15 protein-coding genes and 2 tRNA genes are annotated in these 16567 nt (G+C 61.1%); 10 read left to right on the top strand and 7 right to left on the bottom strand.

The genetic code is table 11. The features are described 5' to 3' along the window. Positions 1 to 45 precede the first annotated feature (45 nt). From JOE65_RS13050 to JOE65_RS13035, 4 genes are read right to left on the bottom strand one after another with little or no spacing between them, the layout of a single operon-like run. Complete coding sequence (locus JOE65_RS13050) at positions 46 to 1371, bottom strand: MFS transporter (RefSeq protein ID WP_239536720.1); 1326 nt, start codon at positions 1369 to 1371, stop codon at positions 46 to 48. After that, entirely contained in the window at positions 1364 to 2203 is an 840-nt protein-coding gene (locus JOE65_RS13045; protein ID WP_205163604.1) for an ABC transporter permease, read from the bottom strand. The genes JOE65_RS13050 and JOE65_RS13045 overlap by 8 nt, the downstream gene beginning before the upstream one ends. Further along, entirely contained in the window at positions 2193 to 2960 is a 768-nt protein-coding gene (locus tag JOE65_RS13040; RefSeq protein WP_205163603.1) for an ABC transporter permease, read from the bottom strand. Before JOE65_RS13040 ends, JOE65_RS13045 begins: the two co-directional genes overlap by 11 nt. Further along, the gene (locus JOE65_RS13035) at positions 2960 to 3931 is read right to left on the bottom strand and encodes an ATP-binding cassette domain-containing protein (RefSeq protein ID WP_205163602.1); all 972 of its coding nucleotides are present in this window, start codon (positions 3929 to 3931) and stop codon (positions 2960 to 2962) included. The genes JOE65_RS13040 and JOE65_RS13035 overlap by 1 nt, the downstream gene beginning before the upstream one ends. Before the next feature lie 62 nt (positions 3932 to 3993). On the opposite strand from JOE65_RS13035, the gene JOE65_RS13030 reads away from it, so the two are divergent. Both JOE65_RS13030 and JOE65_RS13025 read left to right on the top strand, forming a co-directional pair. Next, positions 3994 to 5370, top strand: a complete 1377-nt coding sequence (locus tag JOE65_RS13030; RefSeq protein ID WP_205163601.1) for a cystathionine beta-synthase — start codon at positions 3994 to 3996, stop codon at positions 5368 to 5370. A 20-nt stretch (positions 5371 to 5390) separates the two neighbouring features. After that, positions 5391 to 6539 carry a cystathionine gamma-synthase gene (locus tag JOE65_RS13025; RefSeq protein WP_205163600.1) on the top strand — a complete coding sequence of 383 codons (1149 nt, stop codon included), beginning with the start codon at positions 5391 to 5393 and terminating at the stop codon, positions 6537 to 6539. On the opposite strand, the gene JOE65_RS13020 is transcribed toward JOE65_RS13025, so the two are convergent. Next, positions 6536 to 6934, bottom strand: coding sequence for a hypothetical protein (locus JOE65_RS13020; protein WP_205163599.1), 399 nt, complete (start codon positions 6932 to 6934; stop codon positions 6536 to 6538). The genes JOE65_RS13025 and JOE65_RS13020 overlap by 4 nt on opposite strands. 31 nt (positions 6935 to 6965) lie before the next feature. Continuing rightward, the gene (locus JOE65_RS13015; RefSeq protein WP_205163598.1) at positions 6966 to 8153 is read right to left on the bottom strand and encodes an amidohydrolase; all 1188 of its coding nucleotides are present in this window, start codon (positions 8151 to 8153) and stop codon (positions 6966 to 6968) included. A gap of 123 nt (positions 8154 to 8276) precedes the next feature. Here JOE65_RS13015 and JOE65_RS13010 point away from each other — a divergent pair, with 123 nt between their 5' ends. The 5 genes from JOE65_RS13010 to JOE65_RS12990 all read left to right on the top strand — a co-directional run bounded on the left by JOE65_RS13010 (position 8277) and on the right by JOE65_RS12990 (position 12745). Then, positions 8277 to 9524 carry a glycosyltransferase 87 family protein gene (locus tag JOE65_RS13010; RefSeq protein ID WP_205163597.1) on the top strand — a complete coding sequence of 416 codons (1248 nt, stop codon included), beginning with the start codon at positions 8277 to 8279 and terminating at the stop codon, positions 9522 to 9524. Positions 9525 to 9534: 10 nt separating this feature from the next. Continuing rightward, positions 9535 to 10275, top strand: a complete 741-nt coding sequence (locus JOE65_RS13005) for an MOSC domain-containing protein (RefSeq protein ID WP_205163596.1) — start codon at positions 9535 to 9537, stop codon at positions 10273 to 10275. A 334-nt stretch (positions 10276 to 10609) separates the two neighbouring features. Then, a complete protein-coding gene (locus JOE65_RS13000) occupies positions 10610 to 12448 on the top strand; it encodes a DEAD/DEAH box helicase (RefSeq protein ID WP_239536718.1) in 1839 nt (612 codons plus the stop codon). Positions 12449 to 12543: 95 nt separating this feature from the next. Further along, a tRNA-Thr gene (locus JOE65_RS12995) sits at positions 12544 to 12615 on the top strand. Positions 12616 to 12671: 56 nt separating this feature from the next. Further along, positions 12672 to 12745: transfer RNA gene (locus tag JOE65_RS12990), tRNA-Met, on the top strand. 77 nt (positions 12746 to 12822) lie between these two features. Here JOE65_RS12990 and JOE65_RS12985 read toward each other — a convergent pair. Next, positions 12823 to 13422 (bottom strand): sigma-70 family RNA polymerase sigma factor, encoded by a 600-nt coding sequence (locus JOE65_RS12985; protein WP_205163594.1) that lies wholly within the window; start codon positions 13420 to 13422, stop codon positions 12823 to 12825. 230 nt (positions 13423 to 13652) lie between these two features. Between JOE65_RS12985 and JOE65_RS12980 the strand changes: the two genes are divergently transcribed. The 3 genes from JOE65_RS12980 to JOE65_RS12970 all read left to right on the top strand — a co-directional run bounded on the left by JOE65_RS12980 (position 13653) and on the right by JOE65_RS12970 (position 16554). Then, positions 13653 to 14852: a MinD/ParA family ATP-binding protein gene (locus JOE65_RS12980; protein WP_205163593.1), complete on the top strand. Its 1200-nt coding sequence runs from the start codon at positions 13653 to 13655 to the stop codon at positions 14850 to 14852. Positions 14853 to 14953: 101 nt separating this feature from the next. Then, the gene (locus JOE65_RS12975; protein WP_205163592.1) at positions 14954 to 15520 is read left to right on the top strand and encodes a type 1 glutamine amidotransferase domain-containing protein; all 567 of its coding nucleotides are present in this window, start codon (positions 14954 to 14956) and stop codon (positions 15518 to 15520) included. A 110-nt stretch (positions 15521 to 15630) separates the two neighbouring features. Continuing rightward, positions 15631 to 16554, top strand: coding sequence for a DUF2797 domain-containing protein (locus tag JOE65_RS12970; RefSeq protein ID WP_239536717.1), 924 nt, complete (start codon positions 15631 to 15633; stop codon positions 16552 to 16554). Positions 16555 to 16567 lie beyond the last annotated feature (13 nt).

Genomic DNA, 16567 nt, shown 5'->3' with positions numbered 1-16567 from the left:
CCAACCACGAGTGACCATTGGTCGCCGCACGACCCACCGACATCCCTACTCCCGCGCGGCGTCGTCCGTGAGGAGTTGCTCGTCGATATTGGCGTGTCGAACGCGCGAACAGAGTAAAGACACAGAGGATACGAGCATGATGCCGGAGGCAATCCACAGTGCTGTTCCGGTCCCCGCGGAGGCGGCGATCGCTCCGCCCAGAGGCGCGCCCACGACGATCATGCCGCGGTTGATGGACCGCATGGTGGCGCTCATGCGCGCAAGGAGTCTGTCTGGCGTCACCGCCTGCCGGTACCCCATTTCCAGTGGTCCTTGGGTTCCCAGTGCAAAGCCAAAGAGCAGTTGACCGCTGGCAGCCAGAGCGAAGGCGCCCCACAACTGCGGTGGCCACTCAGCGGGAGATCCGGGGGAGGCAGGGCCCGTATCGAGGAGCGGCGCCAGCGCTATCAGGCCGACGGCGAACGGTTGGATTAGAGCCGCAGCAATGATGGTCCAGCCGGTTCCAAGGCGTTGGCCGAGCCCTGTCGATATGAGGGTTCCGATGACAGCGCCAATGCCTGCGCAACCAGTCACCAACCCCAGCCCAAGTGCACCTATGCCCAGGTCCTTCAGCAACAGCACGGGGACAACGGTGCCCATCATGGCTGAGCCAATGAACCAGAGGTGCGTGGTCCAGGCCATGGGTGCCAGATACTCATGCCCGTAGACCCAGCGCAGCCCCTCGGCGATCCTGCTACTGACAGTTCCGCCGCGAGGGGCGGGCTGCTCCGGAATCGGGCTGCGAAGTGACAGCAGCACAGCCCCGGAGAAGAAGTAGGAAACGGCGTCGATCAGAAGCGCGAAGGGAGCGCTGACCAACGCGACCAGACCGCCAGCGATGGCTCCACCACTGGTTTGGGCCACCGTGTCGCTTTGCTGGAGTCGTGCGTTCGCCTTGACCAGGAGCGGCCGGGGTACCAATTGGGGGAGGAACGACTGGTAAGCGGCATCGCTCATCAACGCGAGGATGCCGAAGAGGAACATCAATACCAGCAGTGCCGGAATGCTGAGCACGCCCACAATCGCCGTAATGCAGAGAACCGCCAGGACGAGGCCGCGCCCCAGATCTCCGGCAACGAGCACTGTCCGTTTTCTGGTCCGGTCCACCCATATTCCGGCGACGAGCCCGAACATCAGATAGGGAGCCCATCGCGCGGCGTTGACCAAACCCTGGTCCACAGCTGTCCCGTTCAGAACCACGAGGATCAGTACCGATAGCGCCACCGTAGTGATGTAAGTGCCGAAGTCGGAGACGGTGGAAGCCACCCAGAACCTGACAAAAGCTGGGTTTTGCCGGAGCAAACCCTGGCGAGACGAGGAAGGCTCAGTCATCGAGATCAATCGATCCATCGCGCCGGCCCGATGCCGCGAACTGTTCCAGCAGCAGCGCGCCGAGCACCAGCCACACAAACCCGACGCCGAGGGCCAGCAGCAGCCCGGGCCAGGCCACGGCAAAAGCTGCATCCGGTGCGTCCAGGGCAGCCCGGACGGCACCGAGCCCGTGAGTTACCGGAAAAATCTGCGCAAACCCCTGCACCCAGCCGGGCCAGAAGTCCACCGGCACGTTGATGCCGCAGATCAGCGCCATGATCCCGTGCACCACATTGCTGGCCAGGTTCCGGTATTGCGCGCCGCGCAACACCACAGACGCACACGCCAGCGCCAGCGCATACGTCCCCACCACGGACACCAAAAGCCCCAGTACGACGACGACGGCCTGAGCGGCGTTGTAGCGGACTCCCAGCGCGGGAGCCAGAACGAACAGGGCGATGAGTGAGGTGATCAGCGATGACGGGAACCACTGGGTACTTCGGCCGGCAAACACGGGCCATACCCGCCCCGGTGCGCTGACCAGTAACGGCAGCGTCCCGGTGTATCGTTCCCAGGCCGTCGACTGGATGACCCACATCATTTCCATGACACCCAGAAATAGCCCGCGCCCCACCACCAGGAACATGGTGACTTCCGGGTTCTGCAGGAGGACGCCGATCAGCGCGAAGAAGAGGACTTCCACCATCAGGCGCATTAGCCAGCCGAAGATCCAGGACGTGACGGTGTAGTTGAGTTTGTAGTCTTCGATACCGGCCCGGACGGAGACGCGGAAGACTCGCCACGTCGAGGGAACACGGGCGGTGGGGGTGAGAGGCAGAGTCTCAGAGGACACCAATTTTTCCCTCTCCCCGAGCCTTCAGCAGGGTCCGGTGCAGCAGGAGACTGGCCAGTGCGAAAGTCAGCGTGCCTAGTAACAGAATCATCCCGGTTCGCCCGGCCCAATTTTCTACGTGGTCGGCGTGGACGGAGTCGCGCAGCAGGTCAGCGGACCAGTACAGGTAAACGCCGTGTGAAATCCACTGCAGCCATACAGGAAACACGGTCACGGGGACCAGGATTCCGCCAAGAAGGTAGAACGGGTAGCTCAACGAGTTCTGGAAGATCCGCGGCGAACGCGACATGATGAACACCACCGACATCATGATGGCCGTTCCGGCGGTAGCGGCCGCCGTCGTCCCAATGGTCAGCAGCAGCACCCACGGCGAGCCGACGGAAAGGGTGACGCCGAAGAGTAGCCAGCCGGTCAGGATGGATTCCACGAAACCGAGCATGCTGATCACTGTTACCGCCGAGATGCGCCCCAACAACACCAGATTCAGTGGTGCGGGGGAGGCGATCAACGATTCCAATGACTGGTTTTCCCGCTCGCGGGCAATGACTTCGCCGGAGATCATCAACGCCATGGACCACAGCGCGATCAGGGCGGGCGCAATGATCGCGTAGATGTCCAGGTCGCCGCGGTCTGCGAAACGGAAGATGGAGAGGAACGCGGCCGTCTGGAGCGGCAGAGTGAACAGGATGATCATTTCGAACGGTGACTTCCACAGCAGGCGGGCCTGCAGCACTGCCCCCGCCAGGAAGACCCGCATCACACCTTCATCCCACGGTTACCGATCAAGTTCACGTACACCTCGTTCAGCGACGGAGCGCCAACACGAATGCCGCTGCAACCGCGGTCCAACAGGTCACGGATCAATGCTGGGACGGCCCCATCGGACTTGGTTTCAATCCGCAGCACCCCGGTGGGAAGTACGACGGCGGTTGCCACCGTTGGGTGCCGTGCGTAGGCCTCCGCGAGCTCGGCGGCGGCGGATCCGGCGTCGTCCACGTCAATGCGTTCGAAGGTGCTGATCAGCCTGCTGAGAGCGGCGGGGCTTTCCGTGGCGAGGATGGCACCGTTGTCGATGAGGGACACGCGGTCGCAGACTGCTTCGGCTTCGGCCATGTCATGGGTGGTGATCAGTACTGTGGCGCCGTCATTCTGGACCTCTTTGACCAGGTCCCGGAAAGCGGTTGCGGAGACGGGGTCCATGCCGATGGTTGGCTCGTCGAGGATCAGAACGGCAGGGTCGGCCATGAGCCCGCGTGCGAGGTGGAGGCGTTGTTTCATGCCGCGGCTGAAGCGGTCTACGGGTATCTTGGTCGCTTCGAGGCCAACGCGTTCGAGGATGCTGGAGATTCGCGCGCCAGTTTCTCGGGCTGGGACGCCGTACATTGCCGCCCAGAACTCGAGGTTCTTCACTGCGGAGAGTTTCCCGTACAGCCCGCGATCCCCGCCGAGGACCAGGCCGATGAGCCGGCGAACAGATTCCGTGTCATCAACGACGTCGTGTCCCATCACGGCGGCCGCACCGGTGGTGGGAAGCAGGATGGTGGATAAAATTTTGCAGAGAGTGGTCTTCCCCGCGCCGTTCGGTCCCAGAAGTCCGTGTACCTCGCCGCGCGGAACCTGCAGGTCAACTCCGGCCAGGGCTGTTACCTCGTTGGCCCGGCGTCCTTTGCCGACCCGGTAGGTACGAGTGATCGTGGAAACGTCTATGGCGAGTGTGTTGGCAGTCACTTTGCTCATTCTGCCAGAGACACAGGAGGACCCGGCGCCGCGGACCGCGTAACGTTGAACCCATGAAGTACGCGAATTCCGTAGTGGATCTGATCGGCAACACTCCGCTGGTCAAACTGAACAAGGTGACCGAAGGGATCAGGGCAACTGTCCTGGCGAAGGTCGAGTACCTGAACCCGGGCGGGTCTGTGAAGGACCGTATTGCCGTGAAGATCATCGATGCCGCCGAAAAAGAGGGCAAACTCAAGCCCGGCGGCACTATCGTGGAGCCGACGTCGGGCAATACCGGCGTGGGCCTGGCGATCGTGGCGCAGCAGCGCGGTTACCGGTGCATTTTTGTGGTCCCAGACAAGGTGGGGGAGGACAAACGCAACGTCCTTGCAGCGTATGGTGCTGAGGTGGTGGTGACGCCTACATCGGTTGCGCCAGAGAGCCCTGAGTCCTATTACGGTGTTTCGGACCGTCTAGCCCGAGAGATCCCGGGTGCGTACAAGCCGGATCAGTTCTCCAACCCGAATGGCCCGGCAAGCCACTATGAGACCACTGGTCCGGAAATCTGGGCAGATACCGACCAGCGGATCACCCACTTTGTGGCGGGTGTGGGCACCGGGGGCACCATCACGGGAACCGGTCGCTATCTCAAAGACATCTCGGCAAACCGTGCATCGGGTCCGGTCAGGATCATCGGCGCTGATCCCGAGGGCTCGGTGTACTCAGGCGGCTCCGGCCGTCCGTATTTTGTGGAGGGTGTGGGTGAGGACATGTGGCCAGATGCCTATGATCCCTCGGTCCCGGACCAGATCATTGCGGTCCATGACGCGGAGAGTTTCGCCATGACCCGCAGGCTCGCCCGTGAGGAGGGTTTGCTGGTGGGAGGCTCGTGCGGCATGGCTGTTGTGGCAGCCTTGCGTGCGGCAAAGGACCTGAGTGAAGACGACGTCGTCGTCGTCCTTCTGCCGGATAGCGGCCGCGGATATCTGGGTAAGGTTTTCAATGACCAGTGGATGAAGTCTTACGGCTTCATGGAAAGCGGCGAAGACGCCACCGTAGGCGAGGTGCTGCGGTCCAAGACGGGTTCATTGCCGAATCTGGTGCACATTCACCCCAATGAGACCGTCCGGGACGTCATTGCGATCATGACCGAATACGGGGTCAGTCACATTCCCGTCCTGTCCGCGGAGCCGCCGGTAGTCATGGGGGAGGTCCTGGGTTCAGTGGATGAACGCACGCTGACGAGCAAACTGTTTCAGGGCGAAGCCCACCTGACGGACAAGATCTCTGATCACATGGAGGAGCGGCTCCCGTTGATTGGCTCACTTGAAGGCGTGGCGACGGCTCGGGAGAAGCTCCAGAAAAGCGACACCCTGATGGTGACGTTTATGGGAGCTCCCCTTGGCATTGTGACCCGGCACGACCTACTTTCGTACATGAGTATCTGAAAAAGACTGAAGGAGTTCCGATGACTGAAGGCTTCAATACACGCGCAATCCATGCCGGGCAGACGCCGGACAAAACCACCGGCTCCATCATCCCGCCGCTGTATCAAACCACCACTTTTGCTCAGGATGGCATCGGCAAACTCCGCAACGGCTATGAGTATGGGCGTGGCACCAACCCCACGCGGGATGCGCTGCAGGAACAGCTGGCGGCGCTGGAGGGCGGCAGTCACGCGTTCTCCTTCGCCTCAGGTCTGGCCGCGGAGGATGCGCTGATCCGTGCAGTGCTGGCACCGGGCGACCACATTGTGATGGGCAACGACGTCTACGGAGGCACCTACCGCCTGATCACCCGCGTGCTCTCAGCGTGGGGCATCACCAGCTCGGTCGTCGATTTCGCCGATAACGACGCAGTTGCGGCCGCCATCACGGACAACAACACGAAGATGCTGTGGCTGGAGACGCCGTCGAATCCGATGATGAAAATTTCGGACGTAGCCGCGGCTTCGCGGTTGGCCAAAGAAAATGACGTACTGCTCGTCGTCGACAACACTTTTGCCTCCCCGTACCTGCAGCAGCCCATCAGTCTGGGAGCGGACGTCGTCGTCCATTCCACCACCAAATACATTGGTGGCCATTCGGATGCCAGCGGCGGCGCAGTGGTGGTGAACGATGCCGGCCTGGCCGAGAAGGTCGGTTTCGTCCAGTTCGCTGTTGGCGCGGTTTCGGCTCCGATGGAAGCCTGGCTGACCACGCGCGGTCTCAAGACGCTGGGGGTGCGGATGGACCGACACAGCTCCAACGCGATGGCGATCGCCAAGTGGCTTCAGGGGCAGCCTTCCGTGGAACGGGTCTACTATCCGGGCCTGCCCGAACACCCGGGCCACGAGCTCGCAGCTCAGCAGATGAAGGCCTTCGGGGGCATGGTGTCCGTGACTTTCAAGGGCGGCGAAACCGATGCGCGGTCGGTGGCGGAATCGACCCGTGTTTTCACCCTCGCCGAGTCTCTTGGAGGCATCGAATCCCTGATGAACTATCCCTCTGAAATGACGCATGCGTCGGTGAAGGGCACCGAGCTCGAGGTACCGACCAACCTGGTCAGGCTGTCGGTGGGCATTGAGGACATCGAAGACCTTCTCGCCGATCTCAAGCAAGCACTGGCGACGCTCTAGCGGCGAACCTTCGAACCGGGCTTCGGGTCCAGCGTCAGAATGAACCTGCTGCTGGCGGGAAGCCACAACAGGGCGACGGCGACAATCATCAGCACCGCGACAACCCAGATTGAAGAGAGCCCCCGGAAAAACAACGGGACGCCGCCAATGAGACCGATCGTGGTCAGCATTTCCCGGGCTACGCGCTTTCCGCGAGGTAACCGCAGTGCAAAGACAACCTGTAGCACCGCAACGACCACCAGCAACCCTGCGAAGCCAATGGCGCTCGCAGGGTTGCTGCGTTGGGTCAGCGCCTGTAAATAGATGGTCGCCGCGGAGAGGGCCAGCAGCCCGGACACCACGATCCAGAGCCAGAAGCCCCAGCGCAGTGATCCGGGCATGACTGGCCTACTCATGGAAGGTGATTCTCCTGCCGGCGATCAGTGCTCACGCGAGGTGAGAGTTACGGTCAGCCACGATGCCAGTGCGCGTTTCGTCGTCGTAATGGAAAACTTCACGACCGCCGATCCATACGTTCAGCGCCCGTTGCATGACATCCAGCGGGTCGCCACTCCAGAGGACGACGTCGGCATCCTTGCCGACCTCCAGCGAGCCCATGCGATCTGCGAGCCCCAGAACGCGCGCGGGGTTGATGGTGATGGAACGCAGCGCCGTCACCGGATCCAGGCCCTCCTTCATGGCCAACGTTGCCTGGTGAACCAGGAAGTTGATCGGGATAACCGGGTGGTCCGTGATGATCGAAATCTCCACGCCAGCGGCGGCGAGCTTCCCTGGGTTCGCAATGGATCGACCGCGCAGTTCGACCTTGGACTTCGTGGTGAACAGGGGGCCGATCAGGACCGGGATCTTCTTCTCGGCAATGACGTCCGCCAGCAGGTGTGCCTCGGTGCCGTGGTCCAGGACCAAGTCATAGCCGAACTCTTCGGCAATGCGGATTGCCGTGGCGATGTCGTCCGCACGGTGGGCGTGCTGACGCCACGGGATTTCACGCCGCAGCACCATGGCGAGTGCCTCGAGCTTCGGGTCGCGCCCGTGCTCCTCGTCCTTGCCCATATAATTTTGCGCGTCCATGAACGCTTTGCGAATCACCATGGCTGTTCCGAGCCGAGTGGACGGCGTCTGCTTCTTCTCCCCGTAAACGCGCTTGGGGTTCTCTCCCAGTGCGGACTTTAGACCGCTCGGGAAACGGAGCACCATGTCATCGATGTAGTGACCAAAGGTGTGGATGGCGACGGCGAGCCCGCCGATAGGATTCCCAGAGCCGGGATTGACGTTGACGGTGGTGATGCCGCCAGCCAGGGCCTCGTCGAACCCTGGGTCGTAGGGGTCAACGGCGTCGATGGCGCGTACGCCCGCCATAACGGGGTCGGTCATCTCGTTAACATCGGAGTTGGAGCCGTCTTCGCCTTCGGGGTGCATCCCCAGGTGCACGTGGGCGTCGATGAAGCCAGGGAGGAGCCACTTCCCGGCGCCGTCCACCACGTGAGCGTCCGATGGTGCCTCGACGTCGGGGCCAAGCTCGGCGATTTTGCCGTCCTGCAGCAGGACGGTTCCGTCGAAGGGCGTACCTTCAACGGGTACAACATGGGCGTTGATGATGGCGATCGTGGACATGCGGTTCCTTTCGTTGCGTGAGGAAACCAATCTACCGGTCGGTTTCCCGGGACAACAGAGCTGCCGGTACCGTGGACAATGGCCTACACTCGGGAGGCCCACGTTCCAGCTGGGGGATGATCAGTGCGGAAGACCTTGCTCAAAGAATATCCGTCCTTGGTGGTTCAGGTGCTCGCGGTCGTTATTGCGCTCGTCTCCTCCATTGCTTTGGTGATGTGGTCGTTGTCGCTGTCGCCCATCCACGGGCTGGACTTCAGCGTGTACCGGATGGGTGGCCAGAGCGTCCTTCGGGGCGATGACCTCTACACGACGTCGGTGATGTACTCCGGCGGCCCGCTACTGTTCACGTACCCGCCGTTCGCCGCGCTGTTGTTTACGATGATCGCCCCTTTCGGGCAGTTTGCCGGTGCCCGTCTGTTCCTGGGATTCGCCGTCGTCATCGCCGTTGTCCTCTCCACTTTTCTGCTCCGGCGCCTGTTCCGGTTGGGGAGCGTGCGCGACGTCGTCGCCCATCCCTGGCTGCGACCGCTGGCGATCGTTGGCGCGGGCCTGATCCTGCTGCTGGGGCCGTGGCGGGAAACCAGTGCGTTCGGCCAGATCAACATTTTGCTCATGGCTGCCATGTTGTGGGATCTGTTGTACCGGGGGCAATGCTGGCCCATTGGATTCCTGACTGGCGTCGCCGCGGGCATCAAGCTGACCCCGCTGGTGTTTGGCTTCTACTTCCTGGTCCGCCGTGACTGGGCTGGGCTACGCAATATGGTGCTCGGGTTCTTCACGACCGTGGGGCTGGGATTTCTTGTCCTGCCGCGCGCATCAGTGGAGTACTGGACGGTGCTACTGCCGGACACTTCCCGGATTGGTGGCGGTGGGTACGTCGATAATCTTTCCCTCAAGGGCACCATCCTGCATTTCGCCGGTCCGGACTACGACAGCACTGCCCTGTGGCTCTTGCTGAGCCTGGCCACGTTGGCGCTGGCCGGCGTCGTCATCAAGATGGCGGACGACGACGGGGCGCGGCTCGCCGCCGTTTCTGCGACGGCTCTTTTGATGCTGCTGGTTTCACCCGTCTCGTGGTCCCACCACTGGGTGTGGGCCGCGCTGTTCCTGCCGGTACATTTCCTGCAGGTCAGGCAGGTGCCGCAGAGGGCGGTGGGCCTGACAGCTGCGGGATGGATCCTGCTTGCCGCGTCCGTTGCGGTGTTCTTTGCCTCCCCCAAAAAAATCGGCAAGCTATTTGGGTCGGAGGACCTGAATTCGCAGATTCCGGAACTGTGGCTGATGGCATCCAGCGCCGGAGTCTTCTGTGCAGTCGCGTTATTGGTCTATTGGCTGTTGGTGCTGCGAAAAATCCGAAGGGCAGCGAACTAATATGGACGGCATGACTACCGGAGTTATCCTCGCTCTCTGCCGCGTTCATCAATTGATCGAAGTGCCCGGAAACGTCGGCGTGAGCGCCATCGACAAACGTCCGGTCGATGGGCCCGTGCACGTCCGAAGGCTCGGCCTTCACGGCGACATCCAGGCAGATCGTGAACATCACGGGGGAGTGGATAAGGCGGTCTACGCTTATGCTTCCGAGGAATCTTCCGTGTGGGAAGTTGAACTCGGTCACCCCATTACGCCGGGATTCTTCGGGGAGAACCTGCACCTGTCCGGTATCGATGTCAGCGGTGCCATCATCGGTGAGCGCTGGTTGGTTGGCTCGGAGGTGGAGCTGGAAGTCACGATGCCGCGCATACCGTGCTCGTCTTTTCAGCATCGAGTAGAGCGGACCCGCTGGATCCGACAGTTCGCGGACCGAGGCCTGCCCGGCGCCTACTTGCGGGTACTGACCATGGGCACCATCAAAGCGGGAGATTCCGTGACCGTGACCCACCGGCCAGACCATGGAGTCACCGTGTCCTCGTGGATCACGAATGCAAGCCTGGGCAGTGCAAAGCTCCTCCTGGATGAGCACCATGAGGGGCGCTTGTTTCTGGGCCCCAACATGCTCGGTAAAGTCCAGCAGGTACTGGGTAGGGGCCGGGCGGCGATGGGCGGTTCCAGCGCGCCGTTCCCGCCTGTGCCCAAGGTCACCGGCAATACCGAACCAAGCAGGCCTCAGAATCGCGTAGAATAGGTCTATCCCCATTCCGGTATGCCTGCATTCACTGCACGCGGTCGCTGACTGTTGTTGATTGATGCACTGTATTTCTGCCCAATGTTTGAGGCAGGAGCAGTTTTCTTGAGGGGCCCGCGATGGACGCGGGCGTTATTTATTTTGGGCGCGCCGGTTAAGAAGAAAAGTCTTGCGGACCGTTGTTTAAACGGACCGCTATTGACGGGAAGTCCTGCCACGGGATTGGAACAGTGCCGGACTCACATGTAATGAGGCGTATCGTCCTCACTTCACAACCGTGAAGAGAGATGGTGTGCGCCCTCCGGCCTAAATGAATAATGGAGTTCCCTTTCCCATGTCTGAAAACACTTCCACTCTGGAAAACCCGGACCAGCCCACGGCTGCCCCCGAGGACGCCGACCCCAACGAGGTCCTGTTCACCGACTTCAATCTTGACGGTCGAGTCCTGGCGGCCCTGACCGACGTCGGCTATGAAAAGCCCTCTCCCATCCAGGCGGCCACGATCCCGCTGCTCCTTGAGGGCCGCGACGTTGTCGGTCTGGCACAGACGGGAACAGGTAAGACGGCGGCGTTCGCCATCCCCGCACTATCCCGTATGGCTGAACTACCGGCCACCAAGTCCACTCAGATCCTTGTTCTGGCACCCACCCGCGAGCTTGCACTGCAGGTAGCGGAAGCGTTCTCTTCCTACGCCGCGCACATGGACAACTTCACGGTTCTGCCCGTCTATGGTGGATCGCCCTACGGCCCCCAGCTGAACGGTCTTCGCCGCGGTGCACAGGTTGTCGTTGGAACTCCAGGCCGTGTCATCGACCACATCGAGAAGGGGTCCCTGGACCTTTCCCAGCTCCAGTACATGGTGCTCGATGAAGCGGATGAGATGCTGCGCATGGGCTTCGCCGACGAGGTGGACCAGATCCTCTCGCGTACCCCGGCTGAGAAGCAGGTGGCACTATTCTCCGCCACCATGCCGCCGGCCATTCGTAAGATCGCCAAGAAGTACCTCAACAATCCTGCCGAGATCTCGGTGAAATCTAAGACGTCCACGGGTAGCAACATCCGCCAGCGGTACGTCCAGGTCATGGGCGCCCATAAGGTGGATGCGTTGACCCGCATTCTTGAGGTGGAACAGTACGAAGGCGTCCTCACCTTTGTACGCACCAAAATAGCCACTGAAGAGCTCGCTGACAAGCTCAAGGCGCGCGGCTACCGTGCAGCCGCGATCAATGGCGACATCCCTCAGGCACAACGCGAGCGCACCATCGAAGCTCTGCGGGACGGCAAAATCGACGTCCTGGTAGCCACCGACGTCGCTGCCCGCGGCCTCGACGTTGAGCGCATCACCCACGTGGTCAACTACGACATCCCTCACGACACCGAATCCTACGTGCACCGTATTGGTCGCACCGGCCGTGCCGGACGCACCGGTGACGCGATTCTTTTCATGACTCCGCGGGAGAAGTACCTGCTGCGGGCCATCGAGAAGGCAACTCGGCAGAACGTTGAGTTGATGAACCTGCCCTCCGTGGACGTGGTCAACAACAATCGGCTGCAGAAGTTCTCGGAGCGCATCACCCAGACCATGGAGTCAGAGGACCTCAGCATCTTCCGTGACCTCGTGGAGAAGTACGAGGCCGATCACTCAGTCACGGCCGTGGAAATAGCTGCAGCTCTCGCTGTCATGGCGCAGGGCGGACAGAAGCTCCTCATGGAGGAACTGCCGCAGGCGCCAGCCAAGCAGGCACGGCTTGCCAAGGGTGACCGCGACGGCTTCAGCTCACGCGGCCCCACACGCACGCTGACCGAAGGCAACGCAACGTACCGGATCGCCGTTGGACGTCGCCATCGGGTCATGCCGGGCTCTATCGTGGGTGCCATCGCCAATGAGGGTGGTCTCACCTCTTCCCAGATCGGCGGAATCGACATCCGAGCCGATCACTCGCTCGTGGAGCTCCCAGCGGACCTCAGCAAGGATCAGTGGCGAGCACTGTCCAAGACCCGCATCGGGGGCGAGCTGATCCAGCTCGAGCTCGACAAGGGGCGGAAGCCGCGCAGTGAAGGCGGCGGCGGCGGAGGAGGCTTTAAGAAGGACTTCAAGAAGCGTGAAGGTTTCAAGAAGGACTTCAAAAAAGGGGACTCGTATGGTGCCCGTAAGCCGCGGCACCAGAGCTGATTAAAGAGCAAATCTAGCCCGATGTAGAGGGCCTTCATGGTCCTCTACATCGGATTTCCTCGGGAGAAATTTTGCTGGTAAAGTTCTTTGTCGTTGCCCCCCTAGCTCAGTGGTAGAGCGCGTTCTTGGTAAGAACGAGGTCACCGGATCGATTCCGGTGGGGGGCTCTGAATGGAGAAGCCCCGTGTCTGTAAAACAACACAGCGCGGGTCTTGCCATTTACGGCGGTGTAGCTCAGTTGGTTAGAGCGCACGACTCATAATCGTGAGGTCGGGAGATCGAGCCTCCCCACCGCTACAGAGAACAACCCCCGGACCGCCAAGCGGCCGGGGGTTTTGCATGTGGCGTATTAGGGGCCACAGCGCCGCTGCCGCTCATCTGATGGGCAGGACCGGTCCAAGGTAGTTCTTGAGTTGTCGGAGCCCGTCACGAATCCGGGACTTCACCGTTGCTACCGGAACTCCGAGCCGCTCGGCCACCTCTGGGTAGGTGAGGCAGCCGTAGAAGGCAAGACTGATTGATTCACGCTGAAGTGACGTGAGTTGTGCAAGGCCTTCCATGACCAACTTGGTCTCTATCGGATCAGAAAATCCCTCAGTGACCTCGTCGAATGGGTGCTGAATTGCTTTGGTCCCCCAGACAATTTCCCGGCGGCTGCCCCTCTGCTCCGCTCGAACCCTATCCACTGCCCTACGGTGCGTGATGACCATGAGCCACGACATGGGGCTACCTTTAGCCGGATTGAACTTTCGGGCATGCTCCCACACGATCAAGAAAACGTCCTGTGTCGTTTCTCTGCTGATCTCGGCATCAATGATTGTGCGCCGCGCTAATCCGTAAACGCGGCGGCATGTCAGCTGATAGAAGGCGGTGAAAGCCTCATGATCGCCCTGGGCTATCCGGGAGATCAAAGATGCCAGAGGCTCATTGGGGCAGGAAACGTCATCGGAAGGTGTGTCATCGATGGGACTCATGAGGCCTCACGTCTGCCGGGAATATGGGATGTCCGGCGACCTTATGGCGCGGATATAGGGCGTTACACCGGTTTCGTCCCCCTCATAATGGACGTTATAGGAGGAATTCACCGTGTAGCAATTGCTAAGTAAGCTTTGTACAGTAGTGATGCCAAATTGTGACTTACGAATAATGCTGTGCAGCCTTATAGACTTGGCCAAGTTGTGGCATCGACAGGAATGAACAAAACATGAGTGAGTACCGCCCGGACGACCTTCCTACTCGGGCGAGCCGTCGTCGTACTGGCCGTCCCGAAGATGCACAGATAGCAGGCAATTCCATTCACGGAAGCGCCGCTCCGCAGGACGGCGCAGCCAGCGAACCCATTTCACAGCTCCCGAAGTTTGCGGACAGGGTGTCCTCTGACGCGCCGCCGACTTCGCAAGGTACTGTGCCAGAGAGGGAACCGGATTCGCTCCCGGCCCCGCCGCGGCAGGCGCCAGCCCGGTCCCGGTCGGATAACAAGCAGCCGACCGAACGCCGTTCATTTCTGACCCGCGATACCGCTGACGTACCGGCCAGCAGAGGTCTCCGCGGATTTCTGAGCCGGATGGGTGTGCGCGTAGGACCCTCCCAGAAGGAACAACTCGAACGCCGGGACATCCGCGCTGTCAGCCAGCACTGGCCTGGCCCGCGGACCATCGCCGTCGTCAATGGCAAGGGTGGAGCCAACAAAACGCCAACCACCGTCATGCTGGCAGCCGTCTTCGCCCGTAATGGGGGAGGGCCGGTTCTCGCTTGGGATAACAATGAGACGCGCGGAACCCTCGGCTGGCGCACAGAGCAGGGCCCCCACGACTCCACGGTGATGGATCTGTTGGACCACGCCGATGAGTTGCTGTCGCCGTCGGCACAGTCAGCGTTGCTGGCCCGTTACGTCCATCACCAGACTGAGGATCGTTACGACGTTCTGCGGTCCAAACCGGATGTCTTGGCCTCAGAGCAGAAAATCACCGAAAGCGATTTCGACGGACTGCACGAGGTTGCCTCCAAGTATTTCAGACTCAACATCATCGACTCCGGCAATGATGAATCTGCTGAGCGGTGGCTGCGCATGATCCATCACACGCATCAGCTGGTCATTGCTACCACAACCCAGGAGGAGCATGCCGAAGCCGGAGCTCTGCTACTGGAAGCCTTGCAGAGCAGGGGTGGCCGTTACGCTGAGCTTTCCCGCAACGCCGTCGTCATTGTCAGTCAGTCGGACCGGAACGGCACTGCAGCGCAGGCCAATGACATTGCGGACGGATTCGGTCATCTGGCCCGGGCATCGGCCATCATCCCGTACGACACCGCACTATTGAAGGGGCGCATGCGCTACGGCCTGCTGAAGCCGGCAACGCAGCGCGCTTGGTTGGCCGCTGCCGCTGCTGTGGCCGGGGATCTCTAGAAGCTACCGGTGCACAGCTTGCTTATTACTTTGGTGACTTTCTAGACTGGAGTTGTTCCCGCCAGTTGCGGGAGCATCCGAGTTCGAAGTTTGGAGGAAGCATGCCTGAACATGATATTTCCGGGAAGAAAGTTGCGTTTCTACTGACCGACGGCGTTGAACAGGTGGAACTCACCAGCCCGTGGGAAGCTGTCAAAAAAGCCGGGGGGACGCCGTCGCTGGTTTCACCCAAGAGTGGAAGCATCCAAGGTTTCAACGGTGTTGATAAGGGTGAGACCTTCCTCGTTGACGTTGCCGTAAAGGACACTAAAGCTGACGATTACGATGCACTGGTGCTGCCCGGGGGCGTAGTCAATGCCGATCAGCTGCGCATCGATAAGGATGCGCAGGCGTTCGCGAAGGCTTTCTTTGAGTCCCACAAACCGGTCTCAGTTATCTGCCACGGTTCGTGGATCCTCGTTGACGCCGACGTCGTCAATGGTCGCGATATGACCAGCTACCCCACGCTCCAGACTGATCTCCGCAATGCCGGGGCAAACTGGACTGATGAGGAAGTGGTGGTGGATCAGGGGCTTGTGTCCAGCCGTAACCCTGGTGACCTCCCGGCATTCAACGACAAGATGCTGGAAGAAATTGCAGAAGGCCCGCACGAGGGCCAGACTGCCTAGACCCCGCCAGATCACCCTCGACGGCTCGGGGTGCACCTCATAGGAGGTGACCTCGGCGCCCGGGGATGACGTCACGGCGAGAATCGTCGCCACCGGGTAGCGTAGGGGCAATGGACAACCCGAGCGGCATCTTCCTGTGCAGTGGCGTGACGTGGGGCGACGACGGCCCCGAGCTGTCGCTGACGGGCAGGACAGGAACTGGGGGCAGTCTGCCCTTGGAATCGGAGGCCCGGCTAGGTTTTCGGATCATCAGCAGCTTGGGCAAGCGGTATTGCCTCGGTCACTCCAAGGTTTTTGGGCCCACATCTCGCGAGCATTTCACCTGCCCGGACCACAACATCGCCGAGCGGGGCTACCAGTGTGGACCCTGTTTTGCCCAGGACGATTTCCGGTTCATGCATGACATCCACCGTTCGGGAATCGCTCCGGACGGACTGAAGAAATATCTGGACCAACGGCACTGGCTGTATGTGGCCACTTTCGGCAACGGTGCAACAAAAGTTGGCACAGCTTCGGATCTTCGCAAGTGGTTCAGACTGGCCGAGCAGGGGGCCGTCGTCGCCCGTTACGTCGCGCATGCCCGCGATGGGCGGATTGTCCGTGTCCTTGAAGATGCGGTAACGGCCGACGCCGGCCTCCAGCAGGCGGTACGCTCAACGGCCAAGGTGGCTGGCCTGGCCTCGCCTCGGTCTTTGGTAGACCTTGACGCCGTCAACTGTGACGCCGCGGCGACGGTCCGCGCCATGCTGACCAGCTCGATGGGTCTCGATGGATTTGAGGTCGTCGATGAGCAATGGGAGGCACCTCCCGCCGTCGGCTACGTTGTTGAATCGGCTGGATTGCAGGCGTATCCGACGGTTGACGCGGGCGATCACGGGTTCCTCATTCAAGCCATGGTGGGGGCGACTGCGATGGTGCGGTTGGATGGTGCGGAGACGGACTTCCTAGTGGATCTTTCAGCGCTGAAGGGCCTGCTTATTGAGCCGGGAGACTTCCGTTCGACGGTGCCGAACGTTCAGGAGTTACTGTTCTGATTAGCTGTTGACG

It is taken from the genome of Arthrobacter roseus (assembly GCF_016907875.1).
In the GTDB taxonomy this organism is placed as follows: domain Bacteria; phylum Actinomycetota; class Actinomycetes; order Actinomycetales; family Micrococcaceae; genus Arthrobacter_J; species Arthrobacter_J roseus.
The sequence above is the reverse complement of the archived record's forward strand: the minus strand, read 5'-3'. Positions and strand labels throughout refer to the sequence as shown.